General features: G+C 37.0%; 13 protein-coding genes. 10 read left to right on the top strand and 3 right to left on the bottom strand.

What is annotated here, in order from left to right:
* Positions 1-56 precede the first annotated feature (56 nt).
* From asnS to RMR09_RS07605, 3 genes are all read left to right on the top strand, one after another.
* A complete protein-coding gene (gene asnS / locus RMR09_RS07615; protein WP_310595203.1) occupies positions 57-1490 on the top strand; it encodes an asparagine--tRNA ligase in 1434 nt (477 codons plus the stop codon).
* Positions 1491-1573: 83 nt separating this feature from the next.
* Complete coding sequence (gene rpoN / locus RMR09_RS07610; RefSeq protein ID WP_310595202.1) at positions 1574-3040, top strand: RNA polymerase factor sigma-54; 1467 nt, start codon at positions 1574-1576, stop codon at positions 3038-3040.
* Positions 3041-3296: 256 nt separating this feature from the next.
* Positions 3297-4223, top strand: coding sequence for a hypothetical protein (locus tag RMR09_RS07605; RefSeq protein WP_310595201.1), 927 nt, complete (start codon positions 3297-3299; stop codon positions 4221-4223).
* A 58-nt stretch (positions 4224-4281) separates the two neighbouring features.
* Here RMR09_RS07605 and RMR09_RS07600 read toward each other — a convergent pair whose 3' ends face one another.
* On the bottom strand, positions 4282-4878 hold the full coding sequence (locus tag RMR09_RS07600; protein ID WP_310595200.1) for a thymidine kinase: 597 nt from the start codon (positions 4876-4878) through the stop codon (positions 4282-4284).
* A 181-nt stretch (positions 4879-5059) separates the two neighbouring features.
* Here RMR09_RS07600 and RMR09_RS07595 point away from each other — a divergent pair, with 181 nt between their 5' ends.
* From RMR09_RS07595 to RMR09_RS07565, 7 genes are read left to right on the top strand one after another with little or no spacing between them, the layout of a single operon-like run.
* Positions 5060-5977 (top strand): hypothetical protein, encoded by a 918-nt coding sequence (locus tag RMR09_RS07595; RefSeq protein WP_310595199.1) that lies wholly within the window; start codon positions 5060-5062, stop codon positions 5975-5977.
* A gap of 32 nt (positions 5978-6009) precedes the next feature.
* The gene (rsmI, locus tag RMR09_RS07590) at positions 6010-6723 is read left to right on the top strand and encodes a 16S rRNA (cytidine(1402)-2'-O)-methyltransferase (protein ID WP_310595198.1); all 714 of its coding nucleotides are present in this window, start codon (positions 6010-6012) and stop codon (positions 6721-6723) included.
* Positions 6724-7779: an NAD(P)/FAD-dependent oxidoreductase gene (locus tag RMR09_RS07585; RefSeq protein ID WP_310595197.1), complete on the top strand. Its 1056-nt coding sequence runs from the start codon at positions 6724-6726 to the stop codon at positions 7777-7779.
* Positions 7780-7791: 12 nt separating this feature from the next.
* Complete coding sequence (locus tag RMR09_RS07580) at positions 7792-8136, top strand: HopJ type III effector protein (protein WP_310595196.1); 345 nt, start codon at positions 7792-7794, stop codon at positions 8134-8136.
* A gap of 21 nt (positions 8137-8157) precedes the next feature.
* Positions 8158-9846 (top strand): single-stranded-DNA-specific exonuclease RecJ, encoded by a 1689-nt coding sequence (gene recJ, locus RMR09_RS07575; RefSeq protein ID WP_310595195.1) that lies wholly within the window; start codon positions 8158-8160, stop codon positions 9844-9846.
* Positions 9846-11117: an MFS transporter gene (locus tag RMR09_RS07570; protein WP_310595194.1), complete on the top strand. Its 1272-nt coding sequence runs from the start codon at positions 9846-9848 to the stop codon at positions 11115-11117. The genes recJ and RMR09_RS07570 overlap by 1 nt, the downstream gene beginning before the upstream one ends.
* Positions 11118-11123: 6 nt before the next feature.
* Entirely contained in the window at positions 11124-11486 is a 363-nt protein-coding gene (locus RMR09_RS07565; protein WP_310595193.1) for a DUF2200 domain-containing protein, read from the top strand.
* 9 nt (positions 11487-11495) lie between these two features.
* Here the strand turns inward: RMR09_RS07565 and RMR09_RS07560 are convergent, their stop codons facing one another.
* Both RMR09_RS07560 and RMR09_RS07555 read right to left on the bottom strand, forming a co-directional pair.
* Positions 11496-12251, bottom strand: a complete 756-nt coding sequence (locus RMR09_RS07560; protein WP_310595192.1) for a UDP-2,3-diacylglucosamine diphosphatase — start codon at positions 12249-12251, stop codon at positions 11496-11498.
* Positions 12252-12261: 10 nt separating this feature from the next.
* Positions 12262-12714, bottom strand: coding sequence for a 6-carboxytetrahydropterin synthase (locus tag RMR09_RS07555; protein WP_310595191.1), 453 nt, complete (start codon positions 12712-12714; stop codon positions 12262-12264).
* Positions 12715-12730 lie beyond the last annotated feature (16 nt).

The raw sequence follows: 12730 nt of genomic DNA, 5'->3' as shown, positions 1-12730 counted from the left end.
AGAAACAAGATAAAATCTTGATTTTGTAAATTGTATACTTAAAATTTAAAATGAAAATGAAACATACAAAAGTTAAAGACTTACTAAACAGTACCTCGACACTTCAAGAAGTAAATGCAAAAGGATGGGTAAGAACTTTTAGAAACAATCAATTTATTGCGTTGAACGATGGTTCGACTATCAACAATATTCAATGTGTAGTTGATTTTGAAAATACTCCTGAAGAAACCTTGAAAAGAATCACAACAGGAGCTTCTGTTTCGGTTATAGGAAGTTTGGTAGAAAGCAAAGGCGCTGGACAGAAATACGAAATTCAAGTATCAAAATTAGAGATTTTAGGCGACTCCGATGCGGAAAAATTTCCAATGCAACCAAAGAAACACTCTTTGGAATTCTTGCGTGAAAATGCGCATTTGAGAGTACGAACTAACGCTTTTGGAGCCATTATGCGTGTGCGTTCTGTTTTGGCGCATGCCGTTCATACCTATTTTCAAGAAAAAGGATTTGTGTACGTAAATACACCAATCATAACTGGATCAGATGCAGAAGGAGCTGGAGAAATGTTCAAAGTAACAGCTTTGCCATTTGACAATACGCCAAGAACCGAAGAAGGAAAAGTAGATTACAAAAAAGATTTTTTTGGTAAAGAAACCAACCTTACCGTTTCAGGACAACTAGAAGGCGAAACCTTTGCGATGGCTTTGGGGCAAATTTATACTTTCGGACCTACTTTTAGAGCTGAAAACTCGAATACGTCTCGCCACTTGGCTGAATTCTGGATGATTGAACCTGAAGTGGCGTTCAATGATTTGGATGACAACATGGATTTGGCGGAAGATTTCATTCAGTATGTAATCAAATACACGATGGATAAATGTCCAGACGATTTGAAATTTTTAGAAAGTCGTTTACTAGACGAAGAAAAACAAAAACCACAAGCCGAACGTAGCGAAATGGCTTTGTTAGACAAGTTAAACTTTGTTTTGGAAAATAATTTCAAACGTGTTTCTTACACGGAAGCAATCGAAATTTTGAGAGAATCTACTCCTAATAAAAAGAAAAAATTCAGTTATATCATTGACGAATGGGGTGCTGATTTACAATCAGAACACGAGCGTTATTTGGTAGAAAAACACTTTAAATGTCCGGTAATCTTATTTGATTACCCTGCCAATATCAAAGCATTTTACATGCGTTTGAACGAAGACGGAAAAACCGTTCGCGCCATGGATATCCTTTTCCCAGGTATTGGAGAAATTGTAGGAGGTTCGCAGAGAGAGGAACGCTACGATGTCTTGGTCGAAAAAATGAAAGCATTGGGTATTGACGAGGAAGAATTATGGTGGTATTTAGATACCCGCCGATTTGGTTCTGCGGTACACTCTGGTTTCGGACTTGGATTTGAGCGTTTGGTATTATTTGTAACGGGTATGACGAATATTCGTGACGTAATTCCTTTCCCAAGAACGCCAGGTAGTGCGGAATTTTAAAAATTTGTTTCAAGTTTAAAGTTTAAAGTTGTTGAAAATGCTGCAACCTTAAACTTTAAACCTTAAACTTTTAAACAAAATAAATGCTAAAGCAATTCCTAAATCTCAAATTATCCCAGAAATTATCTCCTCAACAAATTCAGTTGATGAAGTTAATTCAGTTGCCTACGCAAGCTTTTGAGCAACGTTTATTAGAAGAAATGAACGAAAATCCAGCACTCGAATCAGGAAAAGAAGAAGAGGAATATGTAAAAGACGAGTTTGAAACGGAAGACTATGATGATTATGATGATGCCGAATCAGAACGTATCGATGCCGAAGAAATCAACATAGACGATTATCTAAGCAACGACGAAACGCCCGATTACAAAACACAAACCAACAATTATAGTGATGACGATGAAGACCACGATGCGCCTTTTGCTGCGCCGATTAGTTTTCACCAAGATTTAATCAACCAACTCAATACGTTTATCCTAAGCGAAGCCGACCGAGAAATCGCAGAATTCCTAGTAGGAAGTATTGACGATATGGGCTACATTCGAAGAAGCATCTCCGATATTGTGGATGATTTGGCCTTCACCCAAGCGGTTTACACGGATGAAAAAACGGTAGAACGTCTCTTGCATGTGATTCACGAATTAGAACCATCGGGTGTAGGTGCGCGTGATTTGCAAGAATGCTTGTTGTTGCAACTCAAACACAAAACCCCAACCGAATACATCGAATTGGCAACTGATATTATCGAAAATCAATTTGATGCTTTTACCAAAAAACATTACGACAAGCTCTTACAAAAATACAATGTTTCAAACGACCAACTCAAAAAAGCCGTTTACGAAATAGAAAAACTGAATCCGAAACCCGGAGGTTCTTTTACAGGGAATAATAAGGTGACGGAAAATGTAGTTCCTGATTTTGCCATCCGAATTGTGGAGGGCAAACTAGAACTGAGTTTGAATGGCCGAAATGCCCCTTCCCTTCACGTTTCTAGAGACTACCAAGAAATGTTGCAAACATACAAAGTTTCTAAAGACAAATCGAGTCAGCAAAAAGAAGCGGTGCAGTTCATCAAACAAAAATTAGATTCGGCGAAATGGTTTATCGATGCGATTCGTCAACGTCAAGAAACACTTTTTGTCACCATGAATGCCATTATGCATTACCAAGAAGAATTCTTTTTAGAAGGCGACGAAACCAAGTTGAAACCGATGATTTTGAAAGACATCGCTGACTTAGTAGGCTTGGATATTTCGACAATTTCTCGAGTTGCCAATAGTAAATATGTGGAAACTCCTTATGGCACTAAGTTAATCAAAGAGTTTTTCTCTGAAGCGATGAAAAATGACCAAGGAGAAGATGTTTCTACCCTAGAAATAAAAAAGATTTTACAAACCGTAATTGAAGAAGAAGACAAACACAAACCGCTTCCCGATGATCAATTAGCAGAAATTTTAAAAGAAAAAGGTTACCCTATTGCCCGAAGAACGATTGCAAAATACCGCGAACAACTCGATATTCCAGTAGCGAGAATGCGGAAGAAGATGTAAGAGTAAATTTTACAACCATTTAAAAATCACTAAATTCAGTGATATATTGTTTAATAAAATTAATTAATATTGCACAATAGTAATCCCAAATTAAAATAATTTTCCAAAACTTAAAGCCCCCAATCTTATGAAAATCCCAAATTTATTAGACACACTAAAGTATCTTAGTGAGTCGATTTTTTTTACCCCAAAAAAAATAGCTCAATTTATCAAGCTCCACTTTAGAATAGCTTACTTATTTCTAATTGGTATTTCCTTGAGCAACTGTTCATCCAGCGACCCTAATCCCGTTACTTCTACTTTTCAATACATTGCTATTCAATCTACTAATGCCAATACTCCTGCGGGAGACTGTAATATATGGAACTTAAAAGTAGAACCTGTCGCAATGTCACTACCCATCCCTGTAAGAACAGACTCATTTGCACCACATTTACTTACTAATCAAGTAATGTCATCTCAAAATTCAACTTATAATAAAACTGCAGGAATTTATCTAATTTCTACTAATCAATACGTAGGAAAATATTACATTAAAACTAGTGCTGCAACTATTACTTCATCAGCACCTACTATTTATACTATTTCTGGGGTACAAGCAATGGAATTTGTTGGAAGCCGTCTATTTTTTATTATCAATAACTATTTAACTGAGTATGATGTTAACTCTATGACACCAATTACTTCATTTACCCCTATTCATGTTGGTTCAGCTAATACAACTGGTTATATTTCGAACATGACTTCACTTTCAGGTAAATTATATTTCATTGTAGGCGGTGCGCTAAAATCATTAGATACAACTATTCCTAATCCATCTTTAAATATTATAAATAGCAATTTACCTGTTAATACAAGCGGTACGTTTATGTATAACGGTTTGGAAGTGTTTGATAGTAGTACTTTTTACGCAATTAAAAATCAAGCAGCTGGAAGTGAACTTATTAAAATCACACCCTCTACTACTTCAGTAGCTACTTCTAATATAAATATTAATGGAGAACGAATGTCAAGTGCATACGACTACACAACTGAATTTTATTATTTAACAACATATAATAGAAATGGTGACCAAACTAACATACTAGCATTTGACTTAACTCCTCTAAACAACAACCCAATTATTATTAATACAAATTCTACCGTACCTAGTTATATTTTTGGGCTACAACTCAAAGAATAAAAAAAACCAATAAATTAAAAAGGGAAAACAAATTGTTTTCCCTTTTTTTACTTTATTATTAAGAATCATTCTCTTCATTTTTTCTCATCGCATGAAAATACGCTGCTCTGCTTAAGGGTTCGTACTCCTCAGTTTCACCTAGCATTACTAATTTATCATTATCGGTTTTTCTAAAGCTATAATTAGCTAGATTACCTGTTCGGGTACATACCGCATGCACTTTGGTTACATATTCGGCAGTAGCCATTAAAGCAGGCATCGGACCGAAAGGATTACCTTTAAAATCCATATCCAATCCTGCCACAATCACACGAATCCCACGATTGGCTAAATCATTACAAACACGTACAATTTCATCATCAAAAAACTGTGCTTCGTCAATCCCGACCACATCACAGCCTTGTGCCAAAATCGCAATATTAGCAGCCGCAGGAACTGGAGTCGAACGAATTTCATTGGAGTCATGCGAAACCACCATTTCGTCATGGTAACGGGTATCAACCGCTGGCTTGAAAATTTCTACTTTTTGTTTGGCAAACTGAGCGCGTTTTAATCGGCGAATCAATTCTTCTGTTTTACCCGAAAACATCGACCCGCAGATCACTTCGATCCAACCAAATTGTTCTTTATGATTTACTGTATTTTCGAGAAACATTTTCTATTTATCTAACTTAGTTTTTATTCCTTTGTAAGGTATAAATTGATTATAAATTTTTATACTTTTACGTGTTTCCAAATGTAAAAAAATTTTCTAAAGCACCGCCCCTAGTTTTCCGAAATTAAAAATAAAAAACAACACACATACAATACAACATACATCCTATAATTTAAGTCAAATGAAAAAGAGATTGGAAGCCGATTTAATCAGCATTGCACACCGAATTTTACAATTAAAAAACAAGTCTGATATCAATCAATTGTATCTGGAAACGCAAAAATTATACGAAAAATTGGCACTGTTACGCTTTGTTGACGACCATTTTGGCGATAGTAAACCAACCATTGGACAAGCCGAAATAGAACAAAAAATCGAGGCCGCTTTTGAGGCTATTGAAAATGAGGTGCCTGTTACTATTATCATAGAAGACAATAGTCTTCCTGAAGTAGAAGCAACTCCTGAATTGGTTCTTGAAGAAGAGGAACAAGAGGAAATCACCGAAATGGAGGAGCCTATTTTTGAAGAAAGTGAAGATTTAGAAACCCTAGATGAAGACAACGACGAGGATGAAACTGAAGACGAAGAAACCGAACCCCCTTTCATCCCTGCTTTTGAATTAGAAAAAGAGGAAGAAGAACTTATCGAAGAAGCTCCAAAACAGGAAGCAGTTCAAATTTCTTTTGAAGACTTAATTGGCGGTGATTTTAATGAAGACTTATTCGTTAAAGTGGAGAGCAATGCCTATGAAACTCCTGTTGAAGAAGAAGCGGAAGAAGTTATTGAAACTGTTTCGATATCGATTGATGAAATGGAAATTCCTGAGGAAGTAGAAAAACCTAAATCGGTATCGCTAAACGAAAAATTAGCCAAAGGAATCAGTATCGATTTGAACGATCGTATTGCCTTTACCAAACATCTTTTTGGGAATGACCCTGAAGATTACAATCGTGTATTAAATCAATTAATCACTTTCGATACGTTCTATGAAACCCGAGATTTCATCAGAGATATGGTAAAACCAGACTACAACAACTGGGAAGGAAAAGAAGAATACGAAGAACGTTTTATGGAAATTATCGAGAAAAAATTCTTGTAATTCCCTTTTATCAATTGAATTTTTAGCGCCGAATGTCAAAATTATACATCGTTCCAACGCCTATTGGCAATCTTGAAGACATGACTTTTCGTGCCATTCGCATCTTGAAAGAAGTCGATTTAATTCTTGCTGAAGACACGCGTACAAGTGGCAAATTATTGAAACATTTTGAGATTAGCACGCACATGCACAGTCACCACATGCACAACGAGCACAAAACGGTGGAGAATGTCATTGCGAGATTACAAGCGGGCGAAAACATTGCCTTGATATCTGATGCAGGAACTCCTGCTATTTCAGATCCTGGTTTCTTATTGACCCGTGCTTGTATCGAAAAAGGAATCGAAGTTGAATGTTTGCCTGGTGCTACAGCATTCGTACCAGCTTTGGTTAATAGCGGTTTACCTAACGATAAATTTATTTTTGAAGGTTTTTTGCCTGACAAAAAAGGAAGACAAACTCGTTTTTTGGCTTTGGCCGAAGAAACTAGAACGATGATTTTGTATGTTTCGCCACACAAATTAGTAAAAACATTGGCTGAATTTGCGACCTACTTTGGAGAAGACCGACCAGTTTCGGTTTCAAGAGAATTATCTAAACTCCATGAAGAAAATGTTAGAGGTACGGTTAGAGAAGTGTTAACTCATTTCGAAAAAACGGCTCCAAGAGGCGAAATCGTTGTGGTTGTAGGTGGAAAACCAGTTGTGAAAGAAGCTAAGAAAAATAAATTTTCAGAAGAAGAATAAATGAATATCCCAAAAGTAATCGTCATAGGAGCTGGATTAAATGGTCTTACATGTGGTTATTTATTACAGAAAAAAGGTATTCATGTTACCCTTTTGGAGGCCAACACACGAATTGGAGGGCGCATCGAAACTCGAAATGGCACAACAAACGCAACAATCGAAATGGGAGCGACTTGGTTTAGCAAACTGCACCCCCATCTTTTTCAATTGTTAGACGAATTAGAATTAAGCTATTTTAAACAACATACTCAAGGTATTTCGTTGTTTGAGACGATGTCTTTTGTACCCCCTCAAAAATTTGAAATTTCAGAATTTGAAGAACCTTCTTTTCGCATAAAAGGTGGAACGCAAAAATTAATTGAAAAACTAGCAGAAAGAATTGGGAATGACAATATAAAAACACAAACTAAAGTAATCGCTGTAAACGAAGTTGGGAATCAAATGGAAGTGTTGGATCAAAACGAAACAGTTTATATCGCTGATTGTGTGATCACTACTTTACCCCCCAACTTAATGGTAAATACCTTATCATTCAACCCACCACTTCCAGAAAAACTAGTGAGTTTGGCCAAAAAAACTCATACTTGGATGGGAGAATCTATAAAATTTGCTGTAGAATACGCCACTCCATTTTGGAAAGAAAACAATTATTCTGGCACCTTATTTAGTCAAGCCAGCATCATTACCGAGATGTACGACCATAGTACATTTGACAATACTGGTTATGCTTTAAAAGGGTTTTTAAATGGTAGCACCAGCATACTTTCATTAGAAGAAAGAAAAACAAAAGTGATTACACAGTTGGAAAAATTATTTGGTTCGGATGCTAAAAATTATATTACTTACAATGAAAAAGTATGGCGTGATGAACCGCTTACTTTTAGTAATTACGACCATTTGGTCATGGCACATGAAAATAACGGACATCAACTCTATCAAAATTCATTTTTAAATAATAAATTATATATTTCGGGTTCAGAAACGGCCTTGCAACATCCAGGATATATGGAAGGTGCGATAGTTGCAGCAAAAAACATAGCCTCACAATTTTCATAAAATATAGAAATCATGACCTTAGCCTCTTTTTTAAATAAACTAAAACAAACCCCTGAAACCATCACTTTTGCTGAAACCATTGCAACAATTGAAAGTAATTACGAGTTTACGCCAACTGCTTTTCAGAATGGCAACCAACACAATGGGGCAGGAGAAAATTCAGGTTCTTGCAAAGTATTTGCTTTCGCCAAAATCCAACAATTGACCCAAGCGGAAACTTTAGCTTGCTTTGGCGCCTATTATTTTGAAGAAGTCTTAGGCGATCTGGAAGGAACCAACCACCAAAATATTCGTAATTTTATACAATCAGGCTGGAACGGAATTCAATTTGAAGGAGACGCTTTAAGCCTAAAATAAAAACCCAAATCCCAAATCACTATGCGCTGGACAATCAAACCAAAACCTGCAAAAGAACAAGTAGATCAACTCGCCCAAGAATTGAATGTTGATTCTTTGGTTGCCACTTTATTGATACAACGCGGAATTACCTCCTTTGACCAAGCCAAAACTTTTTTTCGCCCTTCGTTAGACCATTTGCACGATCCGTTCTTAATGAAAGACATGGATGTAGCCGTAAATCGGATAGAAAATGCGATTGTAAATCAAGAAAATATTTTAGTTTTTGGCGATTACGATGTAGACGGAACGACTGCCGTTTCCTTAGTGGCTTCGTATTTGAAAAGTTTTTATCCCAATATTGCGACCTATATCCCAGACCGCTATGCCGAAGGCTACGGGATTTCGTTTCAAGGGATTGACTTTGCCGAAGACAATGGTTTTACGTTAATTATTGCTTTGGATTGCGGTATCAAATCCATTGATCATGTGGCTTACGCCAAAGAAAAAAATATTGATTTTATCATTTGCGACCACCATAGACCGGGAGATTCTTTGCCTGAAGCCGTTGCCGTTCTCGACCCAAAAAGAGACGATTGCCACTATCCGTATGACGAATTATGTGGTTGCGGCGTGGGATTCAAATTGATTCAGGCATTGAGCCAAAATCGAAATCAAACTATTGATGATTTAATTCCATATTTGGATTTAGTTGCCACAGCCATTGCCGCTGATATTGTACCCATAACTGGCGAAAACCGAGTTTTAGCACACTTTGGATTACAAGTGATTAATGCCAGTCCAAGACCTGGAATTGCAGCACTGATCCAACAAATAAAAAAACAGTCACTTACCATAACGGATGTCGTTTTTGTAATTGCTCCGCGAATCAACGCAGCGGGACGGATCAAACACGGCAATCATGCGGTAGAATTATTAACCGAATTTAATTTGGAACAAGCCCAACAATTTGCCAAAGAAATTGAAGACTACAATTCAGAGCGCAAAGGCTTGGACAAACAAATCACTCAAGAAGCCTTGTTGCAAATTGAAGAAAACAACGAACAAGAGCGTTTTACCACAGTGGTTTTTCAAGAAAATTGGCACAAAGGAGTGATTGGAATTGTGGCTTCTCGATTGATTGAAACCTATTACCGACCTACTTTGGTTTTTACTCAAAGTGGCGATTACTATGCCGCTTCGGCCCGTTCTGTAAGAGGTTTTGACGTCTACAATGCACTGGAAGCCTGTTCGGAACATTTGGAGCAATTTGGCGGACATATGTATGCCGCAGGAATGACGTTGAAGGCAGAGAATTACGAGGCTTTTAAAAACGCTTTCGAAAAAGTAGTACAAGAAACTATTGACTCCGAATTATTGACTCCCGAAATAGAGCTGGATGCCGAAATTAATTTTTCAGACATTAACCCAAAACTCATTCGGATTTTAAAACAATTTGAGCCTTTTGGACCACAAAATATGACCCCGGTTTTTGTTACTAAAAATGTAATCGACACGGGTTATCCAAAATTTATGGGAGCCAATAACGAGCACATCCGACTATTTGTAAAACAAAATAATTCCGAAGGCATCGCTGCCATTGGTTTTAACTTAGCCAATAAAAAAAATTTAGTTGCTAATCAAAAGCCATTTCAAATGGCGTACTGCATTGATGAAAATGAATGGAATGGACAATTGAGTCTCCAACTTCGATTAAAAGATATTCAATAATGAAACAAAAAAATGACCCCTACGAAGCCTTGCGCTACAGAGAATTTAACGTGTTTTTAATCTTGCGATTTGCTATGGTTTTTGCCTGGTCAATGCAATTTATTGTCATTGAATGGCAGGTCTACAGCTTGACCAAAAGCGCCTTGTCATTAGGAATTATCGGGTTAATGGAAATTATCCCCGCGGTATCGATGGCGTTGTTTGCAGGACATATTGTAGATCAAAATGAGAAAAAAAGTATGCTTTTTAAATGCATCTTAGGCTTTTCTATCATTAGTTTAGGATTGTTTTTATTGACTTGGCCTGTAGTCGCTAGTGGCTGGTCTACTCCAATAGTTCTATACAGTATTTATTTCTTAGTTTTTTTAGGAGGATTAGTTCGCTCCTTTTTAGGACCTACAGTTTTCTCTTTAATGTCGCAAATTGTTCCCAAAAAAGCCTATCCTAATGCGGCTACTTGGAGCAGTTCCGTATGGCAAATTGCTTCTGTTTTAGGCCCAGCCGTAGCCGGATTTTCGATTACTTGGATTGGTATTCACTGGTCTATGTGTACAGTAGTCGCTTTTTCTGTATTGGCACTAATTGCCTTGTCAAAAATTGAATCCAAACCCATTTTGAATCCAAAAATTGGCGAACCCGTAATGCAAAGTTTGAAAGAAGGAGTGAAATTTGTGTTCCAAAATAAAACGATTTTAGGCGCACTTTCGTTAGATATGATTGCGGTGTTGTTTGGAGGTGCAGTAGCGTTGTTGCCTATTTTCGCTCAAGACATCTTAAAAGTGGGGTCAGAAGGTTTTGGAATTTTGAGAGCGGCACCTGCAATTGGCGCTTTCTTAACCATGTTCATTTCGGCTTATGTGCCTTTGAATAAAAATGCAGGAATAAAATTGTTAGTAGCTATTTTTGCTTTTGGACTCTGTATTATTGTCTTTGGTCTCTCTACTTATTTCTGGTTGTCCGTTTTTGCCTTGTTCATGAGCGGAGTGGTGGATGGTATTTCGGTAGTGATTCGCCAAACGATTTTACAACTCAAAACTCCTGACCACATGCGAGGTCGTGTAGCGGCGGTGAATTCTATTTTTGTAGGTTCATCTAACGAATTAGGGGCTTTTGAAAGTGGATTGACTGCTAAATTAATGGGAACGGTGACCGCAGTCGTTTTTGGCGGAAGCATGACACTATTAACTGTTTTGATTACTGGAATTTCTTCTCCTACCTTTAGAAAATTGGATTTAGAAAAAGACTTGGAAGAACATCGAAAAGAGGAGTAAAACTTGATGCAAACAACCCCAGAACATAACGAACGATTTGCCAAAATGACTTTTGCTTCAGTCTATCCGCTTTATCTTGCTAAAGTGGAACGCAAAAGTCGAACCAAAACAGAATTACATCAAGTAATTCAATGGCTAACGGGATTTAACGACATGAGTCTACGACAACTCATTGACGAAAACGTAACTTTTAAAACCTTTTTCGAAAGGGCTAGTCTAAACCCTAAATCCGAATTAATTACAGGGACTATTTGTGGTTATAAAATTGAGGAAATTGAAAATCCATTGACCAAACAAGTACGTTATTTGGATAAGTTAGTTGACGAATTGGCGAAAGGTAAAAAAATGGAAAAAATTCTAAGAGCGTAATTTACTAGCTTATTCCTGTTTTTTAATTTCGAAAGTTTCCCCGTCAAAAACGCCGTAGGTAAAATAGGTAATCCAGTCGCCTAAATTCACGTAGTCTGAATTATTACCTAAAGGAAACACCATAGGTAAGTGGCGGTGTCCAAAAACAAGGTAATTGTAGTGTTTGGTTTCGAGTTTGCGTTTAGCATATTGAATCAGCCATTCGTTTTCTTCGCCCAAAAATACCACATCTTCAGCACCCGAAATCAATTTATTTTTTACCGAAAGGTATTGTGCTAAACCCACACCCAAATCCGGATGCAACCAACGGAAAAACCATTTGGCTACAGGATTCGTAAACACTTTTTTCATACGTTTATACCCTTTATCACCAGGCCCTTTTCCGTCGCCGTGACCAATCAAAAAGGTTTTGTTTCCAAAAGTGAATTCTTGATTATCGCGGTACACGGGAATATTCAATTCTTTTTGAAAATAATCTTCCATCCACAAATCATGGTTGCCTACAAAGAAATAAATAGGAATGCCGCTGTCGCGAATTTCAGCGAGTTTGCCCAAAATACGAACAAATCCTTTTGGAACTACGGTTTTGTATTCGAACCAAAAATCAAACAAATCGCCCAATAAAAAAATAGCCTCGGCATCTTGTTTCACTTCGTCTAACCAAGCCACAAATTTTTGTTCTCTTGGAAAACTCAATTCGGCTGTTGGTGCTCCAAAATGCTGATCAGAAGCAAAATATATTTTTTTATTATTGGCTAATTGCATAGTTGTTGAATTACAGATTATCGCTTGCAAACCATTCTGCAAATGACGAATCGGTTTCTTGTAGTTTTAAAGAAAAAAGTGCAATTCCTTCTGGCAATCTGTTTTTGATGCGTTGTGCAAAATCAATCACCATATTTTCACTTGTAGGTTGGTAATCTACTAAAATAACATGATGTCCACGGGTTTTTAACTCCTTAGCCAATTCAATATGAGGGGTGGTTTCGTTAAAAACTGTTGCGTGGTCAAATTGGTCTACAATTTCTTCTTTCACGATTTTTTTCAAATCGGTAAAGTCAATCACCATTCCAAATTTCACGTTTGAACGGTCAATTATTGGCTTACCAATAACGGTTACAGATAGTTTATAACTATGCCCGTGTACGTTTTTACATTTGCCATCATAGCCATATAAAGCGTGACCGGTTTCAAAACTGAATTGTTTGGTGATTCTAATATTGCTCATTCCATTGTCTATTTGA

Origin of the sequence: Flavobacterium sp. (assembly GCF_031537875.1) — a bacterium.
Lineage (GTDB): Bacteria > Bacteroidota > Bacteroidia > Flavobacteriales > Flavobacteriaceae > Flavobacterium.
This window is presented reverse-complemented; position numbering and strand designations above follow the sequence as displayed.

Bases quoted from the DNA above. Each gene is read 5' to 3' on its own strand.
- asnS (WP_310595203.1), top strand. From the start codon at position 57: ATGAAACATACAAAAGTTAAAGACTTACTAAACAGTACCTCGACACTT.
- rpoN (WP_310595202.1), top strand. From the start codon at position 1,574: ATGCTAAAGCAATTCCTAAATCTCAAATTATCCCAGAAATTATCTCCT.
- RMR09_RS07600 (WP_310595200.1), bottom strand. From the start codon at position 4,878: ATGTTTCTCGAAAATACAGTAAATCATAAAGAACAATTTGGTTGGATC.
- RMR09_RS07595 (WP_310595199.1), top strand. From the start codon at position 5,060: ATGAAAAAGAGATTGGAAGCCGATTTAATCAGCATTGCACACCGAATT.
- rsmI (WP_310595198.1), top strand. From the start codon at position 6,010: ATGTCAAAATTATACATCGTTCCAACGCCTATTGGCAATCTTGAAGAC.
- RMR09_RS07585 (WP_310595197.1), top strand. From the start codon at position 6,724: ATGAATATCCCAAAAGTAATCGTCATAGGAGCTGGATTAAATGGTCTT.
- RMR09_RS07580 (WP_310595196.1), top strand. From the start codon at position 7,792: ATGACCTTAGCCTCTTTTTTAAATAAACTAAAACAAACCCCTGAAACC.
- recJ (WP_310595195.1), top strand. From the start codon at position 8,158: ATGCGCTGGACAATCAAACCAAAACCTGCAAAAGAACAAGTAGATCAA.
- RMR09_RS07570 (WP_310595194.1), top strand. From the start codon at position 9,846: ATGAAACAAAAAAATGACCCCTACGAAGCCTTGCGCTACAGAGAATTT.
- RMR09_RS07565 (WP_310595193.1), top strand. From the start codon at position 11,124: ATGCAAACAACCCCAGAACATAACGAACGATTTGCCAAAATGACTTTT.
- RMR09_RS07560 (WP_310595192.1), bottom strand. From the start codon at position 12,251: ATGCAATTAGCCAATAATAAAAAAATATATTTTGCTTCTGATCAGCAT.
- RMR09_RS07555 (WP_310595191.1), bottom strand. From the start codon at position 12,714: ATGAGCAATATTAGAATCACCAAACAATTCAGTTTTGAAACCGGTCAC.